We start from the raw sequence: 20,034 nt of genomic DNA, 5'->3' as shown, positions 1-20,034 counted from the left end.
TCCAATTTGTCTGAATTTTCAGATTATTTTAATTATAAAAAGGGATTGGTTATTGTTTAGGCACCGCTTATGGCACAGCCGGTAAAATAGTGCTGATATCTTGCGCTCTCGATCAACAGCTCTTCAATATCGCCTTTGCGGGTCAGGGTGACGATCCCCTTCTCCTTCAGCAGCCGCATCGGGGATTCTCCAATCCCGGAGCACAGAAGCACCTTGCAGTCGGACAGCATCTCCGACGTTTCCTCCAGGATCACGCTCTTGCCTCCCGGCGTTCCGCATTGTGCCGTCCCGTTGCAGTAGGCCTGCACCTTGCGGACTCCCAAGAGCCTGGTCGACTTGCCGGTCACCTCGTACACCAGAAATTCCTTGGCGTGCCCGAAGTGAACGTTCACTTTGCCGCCTCCCCGGGTCGCTACGGCGATCCTTATGGCCGAGCCTCCGGCCGCAGGAGAAGATGATCCCGCCTTCACCTTGCGCTTCGCCTCCATGGCGGCATCCAGCTCCTTCAGCTTCTTCTCCCGCTGCTCCATGGTGAAGATCCTCTTCACCGGCCCTTCGGGAACCTTGCCTTTGTCCGCCACGCTGGTGTCCTCTCCCAGAAGTCCCACCGCGTCCGCCCGGCACTGCCGGCAGTGCCGCATGACCGGAAGCAGCCTGGAGCTGGCTTCCTGCGCCTTCAGGACCATGGAAGGCTTCGGCTCCTTGACGCCTTCCTTCTCGTAGGGGCTGCCCGGCGACAGGATCAGCGGCATGATGTTGTGGGTGAATGCGCCCAGCTCCTTCACCCGGGCCGTCACCTCTTCCAGGTGGCAGTCGTTGACCCCGGGGATCAGCACCGAGTTCACCTTGATGGCAATCCCTCTCTCCGCCATCATGCGGATGCCCTTCAGCTGACGTTCCAGAAGCAGCTCCGACGCCTCCAGCCCCCGGTATACCTTGCCGCCGTCCGCCACCCAGCCGTAGATCTTCTCGCCGATCCGGGGATCCACGGCATTCACGGTGACCGTCACATGCCGGATGGAGAGCTCGGCGATCCGGTCTGCGAATTCCGCCAGCCGAAGGCCGTTGGTGCTCAAGCAGAGGTGGAGTCCGGGAACCTTGCCGTTCAAGAGACGGAAGGTTTCGAAGGTTGCTTCCGGATTCGCCAGCGGATCGCCCGGCCCCGCCACGCCGATTACGGTAAGCTGCGGCAAGGTCTGGAGGGTCGTCTCCACCTTGCGGACCGCTTCTTCGGGGCTCAGCACCTTGCTTACGACTCCGGGCCGGCTCTCGCTCACGCAATCGTACTTGCGGTTACAGTAGTTGCAGCGGATGTTGCAGCCGGGTGCCACAGCCACGTGCATTCTTGCGAAGAAGTGGTGGGCATCTTCGTCATAGCAGGGATGTCTGGAATGGTTCGGTTCCATTCAACCACCTCCTTGTGTTATGTTTCATCACATATCTGTGCTGCCCTTGCTTTGTTAGACCCATATTACTCCTGATCCGCCTGGAAGGTCAACGCTTTTACCTATCAAAACCAGCATTGTAAACATTCTGACACATCTAATGTCATGTTATATTACATATAAGTGACGTAAATCGTTTTCAAATTTGTTCTGAAACGCATACAACTTTTCGCTTGATTGGTTAGGAATCATTCTCAATGCGGATTGGATTCGTGCCCGGCCGTCCGGATTTGGATTATGGACCCGCGGACCTTATAATGCGGATAGGATAAGGATACGGAGGGTTGAGACGTGGCTAGATTGCAGAGAGACTTCTTCGAAAGAGATACGGTGGAGGTGGCGCAGGCTCTGATCGGCTGCAAGCTGATCCGGCGTCAGGATGGGATAGAGGCCGAGGCGGTGATTGTGGAGACGGAGGCTTACAAGGGAAGCGGCGATCCGGCCAGCCATGCGGCAAGGGGCGTCACCCCCCGCAACCGGCTGATGTTCGGTCCACCGGGCATTCTTTATGTCTACTTTTCCTACGGGATGCACCATTGCATGAACATCGTCACGGAACCGGACGGCGTGCCCGGCGCGGTGCTGCTGCGGGCTGCCGTACCCGTGTCGGGGCTGGAATGGATCCGCTCCAATCGACCTCGCATTCCGGAGGCCCGCCTGATGGACGGTCCCGGCAAGCTGACCCAGGCACTGGCTGTGGATTTGGCCTTGAACGGCTTCGATGTGTGTGATCCCTCCCGCACGGAGCTGCGGCTGGAGGCGGGAGAAGCGCTGCCCTTCCAAGCCACAACCCGCATCGGCATCAGCAAGGGCAAGGAGCTGCCCTGGCGTTTCGCAGCGGCCCCCGGCCGCACTATGCCCCCATCACCCGGCTTCCGCTGAACAGAAGCATGAACGGTTCAGGCTCTACCGGACGGCTGATATAGTACCCCTGAATCTCATCGCAGCCCAGCTCCAGCAAGCTCTCCCATTGGAGGCCCTCTTCCACGCCCTCCGCGATCACCCGCTTGCCCAAGCCATGGGACAAGGCGATGACGCTCTGCACGATGGTCCGGTCCCGGGTCACGTGCAGCATATCCTTAACGAAGGTCCGGTCGATCTTGATCAGATCGGCGTCCAGCTTGCGGAGCAGCGACAAGGAGGAGTATTCCATACCGAAGTCGTCGATGGCCAGGCCGACTCCCAGCTCCGCCATCTCCCGGCTGAGCCGGGAGGAATCCCTTTCGCTTCGCATGGCGGCCGTCTCCGTAATTTCGAGACACAGCCTTCCCGGAGCCAGCCGGGTCTCCTCCAGCATCCGCTTCAGCCGGTCGGTAAACTGAAGGTCCGAGATCTGGCTGGCGGACAGATTGATGGACAGCCGGATCGGAGGAAGCCCCTGCTCCTCCCATTGCTGCAATTGCCGGCAGGCCGTCTCCAGCACCCAATAGCCGATCGTCCGAATAGCCCCCGAGCGCTCCGCCAAGGGGATGAACTCCACCGGAGGCACCAACCCCCGCTCGGGATGCTGCCACCGGATCAGCGCCTCGGCGCCGACGATCTGGCCCGTCCGGATGTCCACCTGCGGCTGGTAATGAAGCCGGAACTCCTGATTCCGTAGAGCCTCCTCCACCGCCGAATCGAACCGGCGCATAGCTTCCCGCTCCTTCGCGGGGACCGCCCAGTCGGCCATCTCTACCAGAACTGCATATTGGCTTCTGCCCTTCGGATGGGGCATCCATTCCGACTTCGCCACCACCCTCTTCTTCCTTGGCCCTGCCAGGATCTCGAAGCAGCCCTGGAGAAGCGGCGTCCCTGCTTCATCCTCCGGCCAATCTGCCGATCGGCCCCATTCGCCTACAGGGGCCACCAGATCGCGGATGGACCGGGACACCAGCCCGTCTGCCGGCAATTCGAAGAGCTTCTCCGCCTCGGGGTTGGCCTCCGCAATTTCTCCCTCCTGATCCAATAAGAGAATCGAAACCGGTGCATGATCATACAAAAAGCGGTATTTCGCCTCAACAGAAACTTGGGGACGGTTCATTTCCATGCTCACCCTTCTTGTGTCTTCGTTCTTGTGTATCTACATGACTCATCCATCGTTAGGCCACATACTCGGTGAGGATTGTCCAGTTGCGGCCGGCCTTCTTCGCCGAATACAGGGTGTAGATCCGCTGAAGCAGACCGTCCCTGATCTCCTTCTGCAGCGATTCCTGCTCGTAAGCCGCGGAGAGCAGGAAGATCTAACCCGCTCCAAGTGTATGCGCTTCCCAAATCACGACATGCCGCTTCCCTGCGAATCCGGATCCGCCATGCTGTCCGTCAGCCTGTACAGCGGGCGGTCATGAGTCTTAAGACCCAAAGAGCGAACCTCCTCGTTGCCAATCCAGCACCGGCTCCAGGCACAAAAAAAAGAAACCTTGCTCTAAGGTTTCCTCCATCCTTAAAGCGGCAACTGGCTGGCATGCGGTCATCCCTGACCGTGAAGCCCCTGTAGCTTTGCGTCCCTTGCTTTCACAAGGTTTGCCTTGAACGTCTTTGCATAATATTCACATTTTATATAGTTCTTTTATACCATATCTGTCGAATTATGTCCACCGTTTTTTTACAGCTTCTCCTAGAGTTCCTTTTTTTCGGATTTAGCTGGTCCCATGGTTTCTCCCGGTACAAAGGGTCCGAGCAGCCGTACATGCTCGTAAGGAGACAACGGATTCGCCAGTCTGCGGAGCATCAGCTCCGCCGCCCGTTCCCCCGATTCGTCGATGAGCAGCACCGGTCGGGACAGCCCGGGCCGGTGCAGGACTTCCCAATCCTCAATCCCCACCACAGAGAGCTCCTCCGGAACGGACAGCCCCAAGGCCGCCGCAGCTCCAAAAATCCACTCCGCTTCGCCGCTGACTCCACCGATCACCGCCGTATATCTGCCGCTGGCAAGCCTCGTCTTCAGCCGCCCCATCCAGCGTCCCCTGTCCTCCGTCCCTTCCGTCAGATGTTCGCCGGGGTTCAGAGACAGCCCCAGACGGGCGGAGGCATTCAAGAAGGCCTCCCACCGGAGACGGAACCCGCGGAACTTCACGGTATCCCCCGCATACAGGATGCTCCGGTGCCCCTGCTTGTATAAGGCATCCACACTGATGTGAACGGCGTGCTGAACATCCCAGATCACGCTGTCCACCGCCGCTTCGACCGGCGGATAATTAATAATCACTACGGGTACGGACAGCTTCAAGAACGCCGTCTCCACCCACTCCGGGATAGCCGGGCCCAGGAACAGACCGTCCATATGCAGGAGGCCCGCACGCTCCGCCCATTCCAGCAGCTCCTCCTCCCTTCGGCACCAGCCGGGGAACAGCAGGTTCTGGGCGGCATGGCCCAGCTCATGGAGCCTGCGCTCCAGTCCCTCGGACTGCAGCCGGAACAGCCGGCTGTCATTCATGATGAGCAGCGCGAACCGCCGCGGCTTGCCTGAAGCCATCGGAATTCGTTCCGCGGCCAGCCCGTCCGACAGCGCCTTGGACCAATAACCCAGACTCCTCGCCGTACGGAACACCTCCCGCCGAGTGGACTCCGACATGCCCGGCAGTCCCCGCAGCGCCTTCGATACCGTATGGACCGTCAGCCCCAGCTCGTCCGCAATGGTCTTCAGTGTGATCTCCTTCTTGAGCGGCATCCGTTCCCTCCACCTTTCCTCCCCTTATTTTATCAAAAGAAACGGCAAAAAGGACCTCCCAAGGGAGGTCCCTGTCTATGATTTTGCCGGCAGTACAGGAGCTTTGCCGCCCGGCGGCTTGTCCTTTTCTGCAATCTCCAGCCCCAGCTTGCGGGCCACAATACCGGTGGTGCTGGCTTGGATCAGAATCGTCAGGAGTACGGCCATAAACGTGACTGAAGCGATCACATCCGCGTGCTGGATGCCCGTGCCTGCTATCATGCCGGACAATGCGGCGGGAATGACCCCGGTTTCCCGGACCCAGAACATGAAGACCAGCTCATTGCGCCTCCACTTGGCTTTGCGGTCGGGCAGGGCACAGAGAAGGACCGTGATGGGCCGGGCCACCAGCATGAAGATCAGAATAACCGCCACGCTCGGCAGCAGGTACTCATAGATGACGCCGAAGTCGACCTGGCTGCCCAACAGGATGAAGATCAGCATCCGCATAATGACCGTGACGTTCTCCGCCACATGCTCCATCTCGTGATGCTTGTCGGTCATATCCAGCTTGAACAGCTTGGCGTTGCCCCAGATGAGCCCCGCCACGAAGGTGGCCATAAAGCCGCTTACGTGGAGTATGTCCCCAAGCAGATAGGCGCCAAGCGAGGTCATCAGCATGGCGATGGCCGCATAGTCCTTCAGCTCCCCGAACCGGGAGTGGCCCACCAGATAGGAGACGCCAAAACCGACGGCCGCCCCCACCGCTACGCCACCCAGCGCCGTCTTCAGGAAATCGAGGACGCCGGAGGCCAGGGTCACCTCCGAGGTGCCGATAATAACGGCCAGGATCGAGAAGGTCAGGATGGAACCGGTGGCATCATTGAAGGCCGATTCGCTCTCTACCGTCTCCCGGACCTTCGGAAGAATCTTTACCTGCTTGAAGACCGGGATCAGGGTAGCCGGATCTGTGGAGGAGATGACGGCTCCCAGGAGCATGGCATAGGACCAGCCCAGGTCCAGCAGGAAGTGAGCCGCAACGGCAACCAGTCCGCCTGTAATCAGCACGCCGGGAACCGACAGCATGGCCACGGTGAACCATACCTTCTTCAGGCCCGTCAGCCTGATGTTGCGGCCGCCGTCGAAGAGAATGAGCGCGGCGCCTCCGGTCAGAATCAATTGATTGACAATGGAGGTGCTGGGCTCCACGATCCAGTGCAGTCCCTGGCCGGCCAGGATGCCGGTCAGGAGGAACAAGGCCACGTCAGGCAGCTTCAGCCACCGGGACAGACGTCCTACCACCATGCCCAGTCCGCAAACAAAAACGATCAGATAAAAAATATGATGTATGATCTCCGTACTGGCGCTTTCCATACGGATGCCTCCTCATGCTCCAGACATGGCCGTCAATTGACGGCGTTCTCGAACTTCTCGATCTGGTCATTGGTCCCGATCACCACCATGATATCCTTCTCATCCACGGTATCCTCTGCCGTCGGGGCGATGATAACCCCGTTGCACTTGTTGATGGCGACCACGCTGCAGCCGAAGCGGGCCCGCGTATTCAGGTCCTTCAGGCTGCTGCCGGAGATCTTCTTCGAGACGGACAGCTCCGCAATGGTGTAGTCATTGGACAGCTCGATATAGTCCAAGAGACTGGGCGACGCCAGCTGGTGGGCGACACGGACGCCCATGTCCCGCTCCGGGAAGATGACGCGGTCCACGCCGATCTTCTCCAGCACCTTGCCGTGAAGATCGGACATGGCCTTGGCCACCACCTTCTTCACGCCCAGCTCCTTGCACAGGATGGCCGCCAGGATGCTGGCCTGGATATCATCCCCGATGGCGATGACCACGCAGTCGAAGTTCCGGATGCCCAAGGACTTCAGCACCTCTTCGTCATTGCATTCGGCCAGGACCGTATGGGTCAGCTCGCCGCTTAGATCATCCACATTGGCCTCCCGCCGGTCGATGCCCAGCACCTCGTATCCCAGCTTCATGAGTTCCTTCGCCAGGCTGGAACCGAACCGGCCCAACCCGATAACCGCATACTGCATCTTCTTCATGACTGTTGCTCCTCATCCGAAAATATCGATTCTATAGGTGATAAGACGAACCGCTTCGTTAACCGATGGTGATCTTGCCCTCGGGATACCGGTACAGCTCCTTCTCGGGCTTGGGACCCAAGGCGTAAGCCAGCGTGATGGGGCCGAGCCGGCCGATGAACATCAAGAGAATGATCACCACCTGGCCGATATCGCTCAGGTAAGGGGTCAAGCCCATGGTCAAGCCCACCGTACCGAAGGCGGACACCACCTCGAAGAGGATCATGAGGAAATTCCGGTCCTCCGTGGTGGACAGCACCATGGTGGCGAAGAGCACCAGGAACATGGCGATAAACGTCAGGGTGATCGCCTTGAAGATCCGGTCCTGCGCCAGACGGTTGCGGAACATGACGATGTCCTGCTTGCCCCGGATCATGGCGATCATGGCCCCGATCAGAATGGCGAAGGTAGTGGTCTTGATACCGCCGCCCGTTGACCCCGGAGAAGCTCCGATGAACATCAGAATGACCATAAAGAACTGGGTGGCCTGACGCATGCCCGCAATGTCGATAGAATTGGCTCCCGCCGTACGGGGAGTGATGGACTGGAAGATGGAGCCCCAGATTTTCCCGGACCAGTTCAGAGAGGCCAGAGTCTTCTGGTTCGTAAATTCGAACACCAGGATCACAATGGCTCCGAACACGATCAGGAAGGCGGTCATGCTGAGCACCACCTTGGAATGCAGGGACAGCCGCTTGGTGCGCCTGAAATCCAGCAGATCCGACAAAACGATGAAGCCCAAGCCGCCCAGCACGATCAGAGCACCGCTTGTGAAGGAGATGATCGGATCATCCACATAGCTGGTGATGGACGTGAACGGTCCGGAGATGGGACCGAAGATGTCGAAGCCGGCATTGTTGAAGAAGGAAACGGCATGGAAGAAGCCGTAATACAACGCTTTGCCGAACGGCATGTCAAAGGACCAGCGGATCGTGAACAGGATCATCCCGCCGAGCTCGATCATGAGAGAATAGTTGATAACCTTGCGGATCAGCCGCACGATGCCCTCAATGGAGTTCTGGTTCAGCGCCTCCTGCAGAATCAGTCGCTCCTTCAGCGAGATCCGCTTGCGCAGCATCATCGCCACCAGAGTCGCCATGGTCATGAAGCCCAAGCCGCCGACCTGTATCAGAACCAAGAGAACCAGCTGGCCGAAAACGTTAAAGTGGGTCCCGGTGTCCACGACGACCAAGCCGGTCACGCAGGTGGCCGAGGTGGCGGTGAACAGGGCGTCCAGGAAGGGGGTTCCCAGTCCCGAACGGGTGGAGATGGGCAGCGACAGTAAGACTGCGCCGATTAAGATGATGAGAGCGAAACCTGATACCAGGATCTGGGGCGGAGTCATCTTCATCTCCAGAGGATTTTTGACCATGTTCATGTGCTGATCTCCTTCTACGTTGTGCCTCCAAAAAACACAAAAAAAGACACTGGAAAACCAATGCCTTACCGTTGGTATCCTGATGAAAGCCTACGAGGTTAGCTGACGGGTTCGGGTGTACAGGCCACCCTATTCGTAATGAAACGAAATTCACCCCATAATGCAATGGTTCCCCCGTTTTCTTGGAGAAATTCGGCTTTTATTCAATTGATACCGATTATAGCTTACCGGAAGGCAGGGGACAAAGAGCATATTCCCGAAAAACGGCGGATAAATATGATATGGCGGCATGTTTTGGGGAGAAGGCAAGGCACTGTCTTCCATTTTCATAGGTTTTCCATTATTATCTCCGATTATCACATCTTTTCGGGGGTTCCGCGGATTCCTGCTGCTGGAAACGGCATGCCACTTTATGTTACCTTGGTAGTAGCCTGATGATCCCTAAGAACAAGAACGAGAAGGAGACGGTCTAGTGATTCCACACAAGTTGAACGGCAAGCTTCTTTTCTTGGCTTTACTCGGCGTCATATTATACTTTACCTCCGCCCTGATCATGTCCCTAAGCCATAACGAATCCATGGAGGAGGATCTCTCCGCTCCGGCGGTTACCAAGGAGATGGCCCTCGATGCAGCCTCCCGTTATGCGGCGGATAAGCTGGGGTTCAAGGCCTCCGAGATGAAGATCGCCTACCAGACGGAGAAATATACCAGCGGCTACGTCACCAAGAACAGCCTGATGGATACCTATACCGAGAAATACGGCACGATCGCCCCTCTCGAATACTGGCTCGTCATCGCCAAGGATGACTCCGACCGGGTCCTTCATCTCCGGGTGGATATGGAGACGCCTGCCGTCACCGCCTGGGAGGAGCCCGGGGCCCTGCCCAAGCCCCACGACGAGAAGAATGCCCCTCTTGCCATGAAGGCGCTGAAGGATGCGGGGTACAACCCGGATGACTTCACCTATTCGCCACCAACGAAGAAGGCCGAGGCCAACCGCTTCACCTTCCTCTCCAAAAAGGAAGCCATCGGGGAAGCCCCGATGGCCATCAAGATCGGCATCCGGAGCGGTGAGCCCGTCTCCTTCGTGACCGGCTTCCGGATTCCGGATGATTATATGGATTGGATCAAGGGCCAGGAGCGTCTGGCCGGATGGATGACGGGTGGCTTCCTCTTCTTCACGGCCGCCATGGGCATCACGGCGCTGGTCCTGGCCATCATCCACCGCAAGCGGGTCCACTGGAGCCGAGGACTCCTCATGACCGGCGTCTTCTTCGTGATCTACATCATCATGAATCTGAATGTGACCGACGCCTTGCTGGCGGCGGAGAGCGGAGCCGGCGATACCGCGGAGGCGCTGATGAACGCCATCATGATCGCCTTCGTCGTCGGCGTCTCGGTGCTGATGGCGGCCGCCGTCTGGTTCTGCCTCCTGTCCGGTGACCAGCAGTGGCGGATGAAGGGCTTCCGCCCGTGGCCGCGCTGGAGAGACCCGGATTTCGGCCGGGACGTCTTCTACGGCATGGGCCGGGGCTATCTGATCTGCTTCTTCATCCTCGGAGTGCAGCAGATTGTCTTCCTCGCGGAAGCCAATCTGTTCCATTCCTTCGGCATTCCCGACCCGTCCCAGTCGCCGTTCAATATGAAGTGGCCCCTGCTCTTCCCCGCCGCAGCTTGGGTGGCGGCCATCATGGAGGAGGCCATCTACCGCCTCTTCGGCGTCATTCTCTTCAAGCGCCTGCTTCGCTTCAACTTCCCGGCGCTCCTGGTCAGCAGCGTGATCTGGGCACTGGGGCACACGGGGTACACGCTGTACCCCAGCTACACCCGGCTCGTGGAGGTCACCATCCTGGGCTTCATCTTCGGCTACACCTTCCTGAAGTACGGCTTCATGACGGCCGTGTTCGCCCATGCGATCATGGACAGCCTGCTGATGGCCCTGTACGTCATGACTGGAGATCCGTCGGCTGCCAATCTCTTGACGGGCTTGTTCTACATCCTGCTGCCTGCCGCGATCGGCTACGCCGTCAGATTCCTGCATCCCCGTCTGGGAGGTCCCCGGCGCCGTTCGGATCCTCCGGAAACGAATCCGGATCTTCCTCCGGACCGGGATTCGGAGCTTGCTCCGGACCCCCGTTTAACGACGTAAGAATCGTCAACGCCAGCTTTTCTCCGATTCCGAGAGGCCTGAAGTCTTCGACTTGGGCCTCTTTGATTTTGCGCAGGGAGCCAAAATGCTTCAGCAGCGCCTTCCGCCGCTTCTCTCCTACCCCCGGGATGGCGTCCAGCTGGGACGCCACCATGGACTTCCCCCGCTGCTCCCGGTGGAAGGTGATGGCGAACCGGTGGACCTCGTCCTGGATCCGCTGCAGGAGATAGAACTCCTGGCTGTCCCGCGGCAAGGGCACCACCTCAGGCGGGTCGCCGGCCATGAGCTGGGCGGTCTTGTGCTTCGCATCCTTCACGAGGCCGCAGACGGGGATATAGAGCCCCAGCTCGTTCTCCAGGACGTCCATAGCGGCGGAAATCTGACCCCGTCCCCCGTCCACCACGATCAGATCCGGCTGCTGCAGGCCTTCCTTCAACACTCGCTCGTAGCGGCGCCGGATGACCTCCCGCATGGTCTCGTAATCGTCCGGTCCCTCTACGGTCCGGACCTTGTACTTGCGGTATTCCTTCTTGTCCGGTTTGCCGTCGGTGAAGACCACCATGGCGGAGACGGGGTCCGTCCCTTGAATGTTGGAGTTATCGAAGGCCTCGATGCGGCGGATGGTCCCGGAACCCAGCCAGGACCCCAGGTTCTCCACGGCCTTGACGGTGCGCTCCTCATCCCGCTCGATGAGCTTGAACTTCTCCTCCAGGGTGACCCGGGCGTTGTCGCAGGCCATATCCACCATCTTGCGCTTGGACCCCCGCTGTGGCACATGCACCTTCACCTTCAGCCAGGCCTCCAGCGTGGCCTTCACGTCCGTCTGCGCCTCTACATCAGGGCCCTCGTGTGCGGCGGCTTGGGCATCACCCGGCGCTTCCCCTTCCTCCGGCTCGGAGGGCAGGAACACCTCCCGCGGCAGAGCCGGGTTCTCGCTGTAATACTGGGCCACGAAGGTCAGGAAGTCCTCGTAGGCTTCGCCGTAATACGGGAAGGCCGTGGCGCGGCGTTCGATCATTTTGCCTTGGCGCATGTAGAGGATCTGGACGCACATCCAGCCCTTGTCCGTGTAGTAGCCGAACACGTCCCGGTCTACCAGGTCCATGGTCTGGATCGTCTGCTTCTGCATGACGGCGTCGATGGACAGGATCTGGTCCCGCAGCTCCTTGGCCCGCTCGAAGTTCAGCTCCTCCGCCGCCTCGTGCATCCGCTTCTCCAGCTCCTGACGGATGGCGTCATGGCCGCCGTTCAGGAAGCGGGTGATCTCCGCCGTCATCCGCTCATACTCCTGGGGATCCACCTCGTATTCACAGGGCGCCACGCACTGGCCCAGATGGTAGTACAGGCATACCTTATCCGGCAGCGTCCTGCACTTGCGCAGGGGATACAGCCGGTCCAGCAGCTTCTTCGTCTCCTGGGCGGCGTAGGCATTGGGATAAGGCCCGAAGTACTTGGCCTTGTCCTTCACCACCTTGCGGGTGACCTCCAGCCGAGGATGGGTTTCGTGGGTGATCTTGATATAGGGGAAGGACTTGTCGTCCTTCAAGAGCACGTTGTAGCGCGGATGGTACTGCTTGATCAGGTTGCATTCCAGGATCAGGGCTTCTACATTGCTGCCCGTGACGATATATTCGAAGTCGGCGATCTCGCCCACCAGACGCTGGGTCTTGATGTTATGACTCCCCGTAAAGTAGGAGCGAACCCGGTTCTTCAGCACCTTGGCCTTGCCGACGTAGATGATGGTGCCTTCCGCATTCTTCATCAGGTAGCAGCCCGGCTTATCCGGCAGGAGCGCGAGCTTCTGCTTGATGGCGTCACTGTGTTTGTCTGTCATATGCCCTAAGCCTCTCCTCTCGGGCTTTCTGCGCATAAAAAAAGCCCCTTTTCAGCATAGCAGAAAAGGAGCTTTTTGACACGGGAATCAAGCTCTATTGATGGCGGGACAGCACGTTCTTCAGCGCGTCCTTGGATTGGAAGCCGACTACCTTGTCAACCGGCTGGCCATCCTTGAACACGATCAGAGTCGGAATGCTCATCACGCCGAAACGGGAGGCGGATTCCGGATTGTCGTCCACGTTCACCTTCGCGATCTTCACAGCGGTCAGTTCCTGATCGAGCTCTTCCAGAACGGGAGCGATCATCTTGCAGGGTCCGCACCAGGGAGCCCAAAAGTCAACCAGCACGGTTCCGGCGCCTTCGACTTCAGCCTTAAAGGATTGGTCCGACACGTTAACAATTGCCATGGATATCCTCCTTCTGTTCTATACATTCTAAATGTTGAGCTTTAATAATATACAACGCAGGGCGTCAACATGTAAAGTATACCACAACAAGCCCAAAAAAACATGCGAAGCGGCCCGTTAACCCTTTACAAGGATTCTTGCATTTGGGTATACTGTTAATTAGACTCGATCTATTATGAGAATAGCTATCTCCAAAAACGGACACTTCCCGCCGCCAAGCGGCTCCTTTCGATAGATGAACCCTAGGAGGTCAAACCATGGCAGATCCCAGAGAACACGTGAACGAGGAACCCCGCAACGACCTGATGGATACCGGCATCGGCTTCGCCGTCATGTTCGGTGTGTGCTTCTTGATCGCGGCCGTTGCCACCATCATCACGCTGGTCTAAGACGGGCCGGCACCGTAAGGCACCATACGAAAAAGGGCTTTCCCTACCGCCGTCAGACGGCTTCGGGATAGCCCTTTTTTTGCTGCCGCGGACGTCTCCGGCACTTAGGTGGCGGCATCATATCCGGAAGGGGCGGGCCTCTCACCCGCCGTCACCTGCCGGTCCTTCTTCAGACGCTGAACAAACCAGAGTGCCGCAAGGAAGCTCAGAGCCAGACCCAAGACACCCTCCCCGTTCATGACGAACAGATTGCCCTCCAGGAGGCCTGATTGGTTCGTGTAGATGTCACCGAGCACCGTGGTATTGATGACATTCCATACGGAATGAAAGAAGAGGACCGGAATCAGACTGCCTGACAGATAGTAGCAATAGGAGAAGGGGAAGCTGACCATAAAGACATTCAGCGCTTGTACCGCCACCAGCAAGTAAGGATGACGGAAATCGTTGGCCTGCGCCAGACAAAACACGGCGGGCACATGATACAGGGCCCATATGATCCCCAAGAACACGGTCGCTTTGCGGCGTCCATACTGGCGGGTCAGCTCCGGCAGCAAATAGCCCCGCCAGCCGTACTCCTCGCCCCATACGAGCAGAAGATTGACGAGGATCGTCACCACGACGGTAATGTAGAGGCGCAGCTCGGACAGTTGATCGGTCTGGAGGCTGCCGATGCGGGTAATCTGGGACAGGACGGCGCAGACGAGAAGAAATCCGAGCGGATAGAGGATGCCGAAAGCGAGGGCAGGCCCCTTCCTTGCGGGTTCAGGCTTATGGGAGCCGGATGGATACCTCTTCTTAAAGATAAGCGCAGCAATGGCCGGAATGAACATGATCACCGCATAAGCTTTGGTCCCTACGGAAGGGTTGATAAAGAGAAGAACGGTGATCAGCCAGGTCACCGATAGAACCGAAACCGAATATCTCCATGCCGGATGTTGGACGGGCTTGCTTCCAGAAGCCATAGGGAACCTCCCTGAAATGGATATGCTTGGGAACTACGCTTCCATTGTAGTCGATTACCCGGCTGGAGAATAGTGACTTAAGTCAGTATAAAAGGACCCGGAAGCTTCAGCCGCTTCCGGGTCCCGCTATCCGCCGGCTTACTGCGCCGGCTGGCTTCTTTTGTTATGCCCATGGACCTCGACGACCTCGACGTAATGCCGGATCCGGTCCATAATCCGCTGGCCCTTGAACTCCTCTTCGCCGTCCTTGCTCGTGAAGCTGAAGTGCTTCTCCAGCCCCTCGAACTCGTAATTGGAGGTGAAGAAGGTGGGCTTCCGGTTCATCCGGTAGTTCAGAATCGTGCCCAGCACATGATCCCGGAGCCACGGGTTCATGTTCTCGGCCCCGATGTCGTCCAGCACCAGGAGATCCGTCTCCTTCAAGAGATCCACCGTGTCCTTCAGCTTCTGGGGCTCGCCGAACATGGCCTTCAGATCCTCTGCGAAATCAGGCATGTACACGATGACTCCGCTTAAGCCCTCCTTGGCCAGCTCGTAGAGCATGTAGCACATGAGGAAGGTTTTCCCGGTGCCGAGAGAGCCCTCCAGGTACAAGCCCTTTGTCTGAAGCCCCGTCTGCCGGGTCTGGTCGATATAATCGACGATCCGGCCTACGGCTGCGGCCCGCTCTCCGTCCATGCGCACGATCTCCTTCAGATCGTACCCCCGCTCCAGCGAGCTCTGGTCCACGTAGAAGCTGGTGATGCGCCGCTGGATGGCATCGTCGGATTCCCGCGCGATCTGCTTCGGGCAGGGGACCTTCTGGTCGTAGATCAGGTTCTGTCCCCGGACCTGGTCCACCATCAGCCGCGTGGCATGGCCGGGCAGCTCATTGGGGCACTGGTCCAAGCCCGGGCACTGCCGGCAGGCCCGGTATTCCTTGGTATATTGATACACCCGGTTCAGATGGGACATGATGTCCTGATCCGTAATCTCCGGGAACTTGGAGCGCCACTTCTCGAGGAGCGGGTCCTGCAGAATCGTATGAAACTTCTCCTCCGCCTTCTTCCGAAGCGAGGCAAACGGCATGGAATTCAACACGTCCTTCATCGAATCCATCGGCTGTCCCTCCTATCCCTTCGCTCTAGCTTTTTCCTTCCTCCCACTTGCTGGCCTTGCGGATAATGGCCTCCATCTCTTCCTCCGACAAGGTCTTGCGGCCGGGCTTGTCCGTGACCACGGGGATCACCGGCTTCTGCTGCTTGCCGCCGCGGCCGCTTCCGCCCGTGCTCCGGGGCCCCCGGGCACTGCCGGAGCCGCCGGCCCGTCCGCCGGCCGCCGAGCCATTCTCCGTGCGCTTGCCGCCGCCTGCAGTCGCACCCGCCCGATAGCGGAGCATCTCGCGGATATAATCCACCGCCTGCTCGTAGGTGCCCACCTGCTTGCCCAGCATGTCGGTGACAATCGCTTCGATATAAGCCTTGGACCAGGAGCGGCGGTTCACGTGGAGGAAATGAATCAGCACATTGATCACTTCCTCCGACAGCCCGTAGCTCAGATCGATGCGCTCGAACAGATCCAGAAGCCCATCCGGCACCGTAGCCGGGAAGAACTTCTTCAGCACCAGCGTATACGGCTGATTGCGGAGAATCATGTTGTATTGATGGATGTCGCACTGCCCCTGGAAGATGGGAGGAACCTCGAGATAGAACTCCATCTGGACGCCCTTCTCCTCCTCCGGCTCCGCCCCTCCGGACCCATCCTGCTCCGAGGCCGCCGCTGCCAGCTTCTTCAGCTTGATGCCGTTCTGGTCCTCGCGGCGCTTGCCCTGCCGATACAGGAGACCCGCCCGGTATTGCAGCACCTCGAACAGCAGGTTGCCCTCCTCGTCGAAGACCCCGTCCTCATCCAGCAGACGACAGGTCTCCTGCAGCGTCAGGCCGTACTTCTTGGCTGCGATGTTGATGGCCGCCAGGTGCTCCTTCCGAAACTGGAGCGCCTCGATGAAGGTCCGGTGCCGGGAGCTCTTGGGAATCCGCGTCAGGATCTCCGCGTGATGGAAGCCCTGCGATTCCGTATCCAAGGCTCCGCCCTGCTGGCGTCCCGCCGCCGATTCATAGAGAGCCTGCTCCAGCTCGTAATCCACCACCTGGGTGTTCAGCCGGAACAGCTCATAAAACGGCACGGAGAGCTGCTCGCTGACCGAATCCCGCAGCTCCGCGGGCTCCCCGGAGAGCAGCTCCTCCCGGAGCAGAAGCAGCATATACTTGCCCACCTTATCCCGCAGAAGCAGGGTCAGATGCTGATTCCGGAAAAATTCCCCCGGCGGCAGCGGCTCGTACAGCTGGTATTCATATAAGTATTCTTCGGTATCGGGAACCAGCCGGCGGTTCGTTGAGAGCAGACCGACGGCCTCCAGCTTCGAGGACCACTCGATGAATTGCTTGCGGCCCTTCTCCCCCGGCTCCAGCTCCAACTGGAGGAACAGCCTTCTCTGCTGTTCGAAGGGCGAATAACCCACCTTGTCCCCGGGAAGCTGCTGATAGAGCGTATGATAGAGGCTCACGGCTCCCGCACCCACCATCGGCTGGTACATGCCCGCCAGCATCTTGTAAGACAGACCGCTCAAGGCGAAGTCCCGGCTGACGGTAAACCGGTGATTTTCCGTAAAATGCAGCAAATTCGTCAATTTCATTCCGGCTTTTCCCACCCGTACGATTCTAGCTCTGCAAGAGAGATTCAATCTTCATTCTATCACAAGATTCGACAGGGGAGAGAATAAAATACTGGTTCCCTTATGGACAAGCCCAAAAAGCCTCCGAAGCCGACTGGCTCTCGGAGGCCGTAAGTGTGGCCTGTATTTAGATTTCCTGCATGCCATGCCGGGCAGTTGGGGTATCGGCGTCCGGCAGGTAATCGGGAACATCCTGGACGAAGTTCTCCCATCGGGAGTCGGGAAGGGTGCCGGTAAAATGGCGCTCCATCCAATCGTTCAGAAGCCGGTGCATCGTCCGCGGGGCCTTGGTCACGATGTGGTGGCCCACGTCGTTGATGAAGATCAGGTCCCGATTCGGCAGACGTTCGTCCAGCACCTTGGCGTACGCGTGGTAATGTACGTCATTCTTGCCGTACATCAGGAGCATGGGCTGCTTGATGGCATGGAGCCGGTCCGTGCAGGAGTAATCGATACACTCCCTATAATATTGATGGATGTTGCTGGCATGCCCGTTGACCGCCCCCTGGTACAGGTTGTTGAAGGTAACGTTCATATCCGCGTTGGTCCAGCCCACGCTGCCCCCTAAGAGGCGCTTGGCCTTGATCCGGGTCAGGCCGGAGGCCAGACGCACCCTGCTTCGGTGCACCCAGTCCGTCATCTGAGACATGCCGGATACCAGAATGCCGCCGACGAACCGTTCCGGGTAGGTCAGAAGCGCCTCCAGCGCAATCAGGCTGCCTGCGGAATAACCGCATACGACGGCCTGCTCGATTTCCAGCTCATCCAACAGCTGCTTCATATCCTCTGCGATGACTGGCACCTTCACCGGCGTCTTCGAATAGAAGCTTTGGCCGTGGCCCCGGACGTCGAAGAGCACCACCTTGTAGCGGTCGGCCAGCTGGGCTTTTTGGTAATTGAAGATTTCCTGGTTCAAAATAGGCGGATGCACGAACACGATGGGCATCCCGTCCCCGGTGACATGGTAATGCAGATTGGCGCCGTTCACTTGTGTCATTGGCATGGGACATCACCTCTTCACGATTTATGATGAACGGTTTTAGGATGTCCCATTAGAAGAAAAACCCCCTGACGGGGGTTTAGAACATTTTGTACCCTTTGATGCGCAAGCTCTTGATGACGGTTCCGCTGACAACGGCACCTAACAGGCCGCTGACCAGAGGAAGCACGTCCACGAAGGCGTACGAGGTGCCCCAAGACCACCACACGAGCCCGACAATAAGACCCAGATAGGCGACGATCGGGAACCAGGTGGTTTTGAGCAGCATGTTCAGAATGAACCCCAACCCGAAAAACATCGTAAACGCCAGGATCACCAAGATAAAATTCTGCAGAATTTGAATGACCACAGCGCGGCCCTCCTCTTCAATCGATAAACAGATCTCTCTTTATATTAACGCAAGGCTTGGGAAAAGGAAAACCGAAACGGGTTGGTTTGCCCTTTTTCCGGAAATTGTCTACAATGAAAGAAGAATTTTAATGTGGACAAGACAAAAGGAGTGTTTCCCTTGAGCGAAGCGGTTCAAACCCTGGAGGGCTGGTATGCCCTGCACGATTTCCGGACCATCAATTGGGCCTCATGGAAGTATATCAGCGCGGAAGAGCGGGCCGAGGCCCTGGAGGAGCTCCGTGTATTCCTCCGCGATTGCCGGGCCGTCGAGGAAGCCAAGCGCGGCAGCACCGCCTTCTATACGGTGGTCGGCCAGAAGGCGGACTTCGTCTTCATGCATCTGCGCGAAACGCTGGACGAGCTGAATGCGCTGGAGAACGCCTTCAACAAGACCAAGTTCGCCGAGCATACGATTCCGTCCTATTCTTATGTGTCCATCGTGGAGCTGTCGAGTTACATGGCCAAGCCCGGCACCGACCCGATGGAGGATCCGGAGATTCTGGCGCGGCTGAAGCCGGAGCTTCCGAAGAGCAAGCACATCTGCTTCTACCCGATGAACAAGAAGCGGGAGGGCGCCGACAACTGGTACATGGAAACCATGGAACGCCGCCGCGAAATGATGCGCAGCCACGGCATGATCGGGCGCAGCTACGCAGGCCGCGTCAAGCAGATCATCACCGGCTCCGTCGGTCTGGACGATTGGGAGTGGGGGGTCACGCTGTTCGCGGATGACCCGCTGGTCTTCAAGAAGCTGGTCTACGAGATGCGGTTCGACGAGGCGAGTGCCCGGTTCGGCGAATTCGGCGAATTCTACGTCGGCAATCTGCTCGACGAGGCGAAGGCAGAGGCCCTGCTGAGCGTACGATGATCGCAGGGATTCAATGGAGCATTACGGAAGGGACCGGCGGGGATGAAGCCGGTCCCTGTCTTCTTCTCCGGTCCGAAGCGCCGCTTCGAACCTTCAACACCTCCATCTGGGGCGGAGGGTATGGCTCATCCCGCAGTCTGATCAATCGGCAGGTGACGAAGAGCTACTGGCCCGAAGACCCCGCGGAGGAGATGGGGCGCTACATCGAGGCTCTCGGCATCGATTCGGCCGACGCCTGCGGCATGCTTACCGCCGCCTGGGTCCAGGACGCCGGGTATGCGGAGGAAGTCCTGCCGCTGCCGTGTCCCGATTATGGAGGCGGGGAGGCCGACCGGGAGCTTCGCGTGGCCGCATGGGTCACCGCCGGGCTGGGCAACACCTACCGGGCGGGGGATGCTGTGCCTGCGGAGCAGCTTTTTGCCGGCACCGTGAACATCATCGTGGTTGCCGACGGACGGCTGAGCGATACGGCTCTTGCCGGGGCCGTCATTACCGCGACGGAGGCGAAGGCCGCCGTATTCCAGGACCTGGGCGTCATCGTCAAGGCCACCGGCCGGCCGGCTACCGGTACCACCACCGATGCGGTGCTGGTTGCCGCCACGGGCCGCGGCGCCCGGGAATACGCCTATGCGGGAGGCGCCACCCTGCTGGGCCAGCTTATCGGACGCACCGTATACCAGGCCGCTCACCACTCCTGCAGCCGCTATCTGAGCCGGCATCCGGAGTATTCCTGCTTGTTGCGGGAGCCGGAATGAATCCGCATA

Annotated in this window: 17 protein-coding genes, 1 pseudogene and 2 riboswitches; of the genes and pseudogenes, 5 read left to right on the top strand and 13 right to left on the bottom strand. The window is 58.6% G+C overall.

Going from position 1 to position 20,034, the window contains the following annotated elements; all coding sequences use genetic code 11:
- Window positions 1-56: 56 nt before the first annotated feature.
- The gene (gene nifB / locus ACSEXW_RS12635; protein ID WP_438446510.1) at window positions 57-1,406 is read right to left on the bottom strand and encodes a nitrogenase cofactor biosynthesis protein NifB; all 1,350 of its coding nucleotides are present in this window, start codon (window positions 1,404-1,406) and stop codon (window positions 57-59) included.
- A gap of 330 nt (window positions 1,407-1,736) precedes the next feature.
- Here nifB and ACSEXW_RS12630 point away from each other — a divergent pair, with 330 nt between their 5' ends.
- Entirely contained in the window at window positions 1,737-2,327 is a 591-nt protein-coding gene (locus ACSEXW_RS12630) for a DNA-3-methyladenine glycosylase (protein WP_438446509.1), read from the top strand.
- Here ACSEXW_RS12630 and ACSEXW_RS12625 read toward each other — a convergent pair.
- The 5 genes from ACSEXW_RS12625 to ACSEXW_RS12605 form a co-directional block, all read right to left on the bottom strand.
- Window positions 2,299-3,474, bottom strand: a complete 1,176-nt coding sequence (locus ACSEXW_RS12625; protein WP_438446508.1) for a putative bifunctional diguanylate cyclase/phosphodiesterase — start codon at window positions 3,472-3,474, stop codon at window positions 2,299-2,301. The two genes, ACSEXW_RS12630 and ACSEXW_RS12625, sit on opposite strands and share 29 nt — an antisense overlap.
- A gap of 397 nt (window positions 3,475-3,871) precedes the next feature.
- Window positions 3,872-3,962, bottom strand: a riboswitch (cyclic di-GMP riboswitch).
- A gap of 79 nt (window positions 3,963-4,041) precedes the next feature.
- Window positions 4,042-5,094 (bottom strand): LacI family DNA-binding transcriptional regulator, encoded by a 1,053-nt coding sequence (locus tag ACSEXW_RS12620; protein WP_438446507.1) that lies wholly within the window; start codon window positions 5,092-5,094, stop codon window positions 4,042-4,044.
- A gap of 75 nt (window positions 5,095-5,169) precedes the next feature.
- Complete coding sequence (locus ACSEXW_RS12615; protein WP_438446506.1) at window positions 5,170-6,447, bottom strand: cation:proton antiporter; 1,278 nt, start codon at window positions 6,445-6,447, stop codon at window positions 5,170-5,172.
- 32 nt (window positions 6,448-6,479) lie between these two features.
- A complete protein-coding gene (locus ACSEXW_RS12610; protein WP_438446505.1) occupies window positions 6,480-7,139 on the bottom strand; it encodes a potassium channel family protein in 660 nt (219 codons plus the stop codon).
- A gap of 58 nt (window positions 7,140-7,197) precedes the next feature.
- Complete coding sequence (locus tag ACSEXW_RS12605) at window positions 7,198-8,556, bottom strand: TrkH family potassium uptake protein (RefSeq protein ID WP_438446504.1); 1,359 nt, start codon at window positions 8,554-8,556, stop codon at window positions 7,198-7,200.
- A 72-nt stretch (window positions 8,557-8,628) separates the two neighbouring features.
- Window positions 8,629-8,764: riboswitch (cyclic di-AMP (ydaO/yuaA leader) on the bottom strand.
- A gap of 345 nt (window positions 8,765-9,109) precedes the next feature.
- On the opposite strand from ACSEXW_RS12605, the pseudogene ACSEXW_RS12600 reads away from it, so the two are divergent.
- Window positions 9,110-10,471: pseudogene (locus tag ACSEXW_RS12600) on the top strand (CPBP family intramembrane glutamic endopeptidase); the annotation flags it as partial.
- Window positions 10,472-10,583: 112 nt separating this feature from the next.
- Here the strand turns inward: ACSEXW_RS12600 and uvrC are convergent.
- The gene (gene uvrC, locus ACSEXW_RS12595; protein ID WP_438446503.1) at window positions 10,584-12,539 is read right to left on the bottom strand and encodes an excinuclease ABC subunit UvrC; all 1,956 of its coding nucleotides are present in this window, start codon (window positions 12,537-12,539) and stop codon (window positions 10,584-10,586) included.
- Between the two features lie 94 nt (window positions 12,540-12,633).
- Window positions 12,634-12,948 (bottom strand): thioredoxin, encoded by a 315-nt coding sequence (gene trxA / locus ACSEXW_RS12590; protein WP_438446502.1) that lies wholly within the window; start codon window positions 12,946-12,948, stop codon window positions 12,634-12,636.
- Window positions 12,949-13,205: 257 nt separating this feature from the next.
- On the opposite strand from trxA, the gene ACSEXW_RS12585 reads away from it, so the two are divergent.
- A complete protein-coding gene (locus ACSEXW_RS12585; RefSeq protein WP_438446501.1) occupies window positions 13,206-13,337 on the top strand; it encodes a YqzM family protein in 132 nt (43 codons plus the stop codon).
- 104 nt (window positions 13,338-13,441) lie between these two features.
- Here ACSEXW_RS12585 and ACSEXW_RS12580 read toward each other — a convergent pair whose 3' ends face one another.
- From ACSEXW_RS12580 to ACSEXW_RS12560, 5 genes are all read right to left on the bottom strand, one after another.
- Window positions 13,442-14,299: a CPBP family intramembrane glutamic endopeptidase gene (locus ACSEXW_RS12580; RefSeq protein WP_438446500.1), complete on the bottom strand. Its 858-nt coding sequence runs from the start codon at window positions 14,297-14,299 to the stop codon at window positions 13,442-13,444.
- 138 nt (window positions 14,300-14,437) lie between these two features.
- Entirely contained in the window at window positions 14,438-15,397 is a 960-nt protein-coding gene (gene dnaI / locus ACSEXW_RS12575) for a primosomal protein DnaI (RefSeq protein ID WP_438446499.1), read from the bottom strand.
- A gap of 25 nt (window positions 15,398-15,422) precedes the next feature.
- On the bottom strand, window positions 15,423-16,973 hold the full coding sequence (locus ACSEXW_RS12570) for a replication initiation and membrane attachment family protein (RefSeq protein ID WP_438446498.1): 1,551 nt from the start codon (window positions 16,971-16,973) through the stop codon (window positions 15,423-15,425).
- 166 nt (window positions 16,974-17,139) lie between these two features.
- Window positions 17,140-18,015, bottom strand: coding sequence for an alpha/beta fold hydrolase (locus ACSEXW_RS12565; protein ID WP_438446497.1), 876 nt, complete (start codon window positions 18,013-18,015; stop codon window positions 17,140-17,142).
- Between the two features lie 76 nt (window positions 18,016-18,091).
- The gene (locus ACSEXW_RS12560; protein WP_438446496.1) at window positions 18,092-18,361 is read right to left on the bottom strand and encodes a YuiB family protein; all 270 of its coding nucleotides are present in this window, start codon (window positions 18,359-18,361) and stop codon (window positions 18,092-18,094) included.
- Window positions 18,362-18,520: 159 nt separating this feature from the next.
- Here ACSEXW_RS12560 and hemQ point away from each other — a divergent pair, with 159 nt between their 5' ends.
- Window positions 18,521-19,270: a hydrogen peroxide-dependent heme synthase gene (hemQ, locus tag ACSEXW_RS12555; protein WP_438446495.1), complete on the top strand. Its 750-nt coding sequence runs from the start codon at window positions 18,521-18,523 to the stop codon at window positions 19,268-19,270.
- Window positions 19,267-20,025 carry an adenosylcobinamide amidohydrolase gene (locus ACSEXW_RS12550; RefSeq protein ID WP_438446494.1) on the top strand — a complete coding sequence of 253 codons (759 nt, stop codon included), beginning with the start codon at window positions 19,267-19,269 and terminating at the stop codon, window positions 20,023-20,025. The genes hemQ and ACSEXW_RS12550 overlap by 4 nt, the downstream gene beginning before the upstream one ends.
- Window positions 20,026-20,034 lie beyond the last annotated feature (9 nt).

Origin of the sequence: Oryzibacillus soli (assembly GCF_051594765.1) — a bacterium.
In the GTDB taxonomy this organism is placed as follows: Bacteria; Bacillota; Bacilli; order Paenibacillales; family NBRC-103111; genus Paenibacillus_AR.
This window is presented reverse-complemented; position numbering and strand designations above follow the sequence as displayed.

Coding starts and splice junctions, on each gene's coding strand:
- nifB (WP_438446510.1), bottom strand. CDS start 1,406: ATGGAACCGAACCATTCCAGACATCCCTGCTATGACGAAGATGCCCAC.
- ACSEXW_RS12625 (WP_438446508.1), bottom strand. CDS start 3,474: ATGGAAATGAACCGTCCCCAAGTTTCTGTTGAGGCGAAATACCGCTTT.
- ACSEXW_RS12620 (WP_438446507.1), bottom strand. CDS start 5,094: ATGCCGCTCAAGAAGGAGATCACACTGAAGACCATTGCGGACGAGCTG.
- ACSEXW_RS12615 (WP_438446506.1), bottom strand. CDS start 6,447: ATGGAAAGCGCCAGTACGGAGATCATACATCATATTTTTTATCTGATC.
- ACSEXW_RS12610 (WP_438446505.1), bottom strand. CDS start 7,139: ATGAAGAAGATGCAGTATGCGGTTATCGGGTTGGGCCGGTTCGGTTCC.
- ACSEXW_RS12605 (WP_438446504.1), bottom strand. CDS start 8,556: ATGAACATGGTCAAAAATCCTCTGGAGATGAAGATGACTCCGCCCCAG.
- uvrC (WP_438446503.1), bottom strand. CDS start 12,539: ATGACAGACAAACACAGTGACGCCATCAAGCAGAAGCTCGCGCTCCTG.
- trxA (WP_438446502.1), bottom strand. CDS start 12,948: ATGGCAATTGTTAACGTGTCGGACCAATCCTTTAAGGCTGAAGTCGAA.
- ACSEXW_RS12585 (WP_438446501.1), top strand. CDS start 13,206: ATGGCAGATCCCAGAGAACACGTGAACGAGGAACCCCGCAACGACCTG.
- ACSEXW_RS12580 (WP_438446500.1), bottom strand. CDS start 14,299: ATGGCTTCTGGAAGCAAGCCCGTCCAACATCCGGCATGGAGATATTCG.
- dnaI (WP_438446499.1), bottom strand. CDS start 15,397: ATGGATTCGATGAAGGACGTGTTGAATTCCATGCCGTTTGCCTCGCTT.
- ACSEXW_RS12570 (WP_438446498.1), bottom strand. CDS start 16,973: ATGAAATTGACGAATTTGCTGCATTTTACGGAAAATCACCGGTTTACC.
- ACSEXW_RS12565 (WP_438446497.1), bottom strand. CDS start 18,015: ATGCCAATGACACAAGTGAACGGCGCCAATCTGCATTACCATGTCACC.
- ACSEXW_RS12550 (WP_438446494.1), top strand. CDS start 19,267: ATGATCGCAGGGATTCAATGGAGCATTACGGAAGGGACCGGCGGGGAT.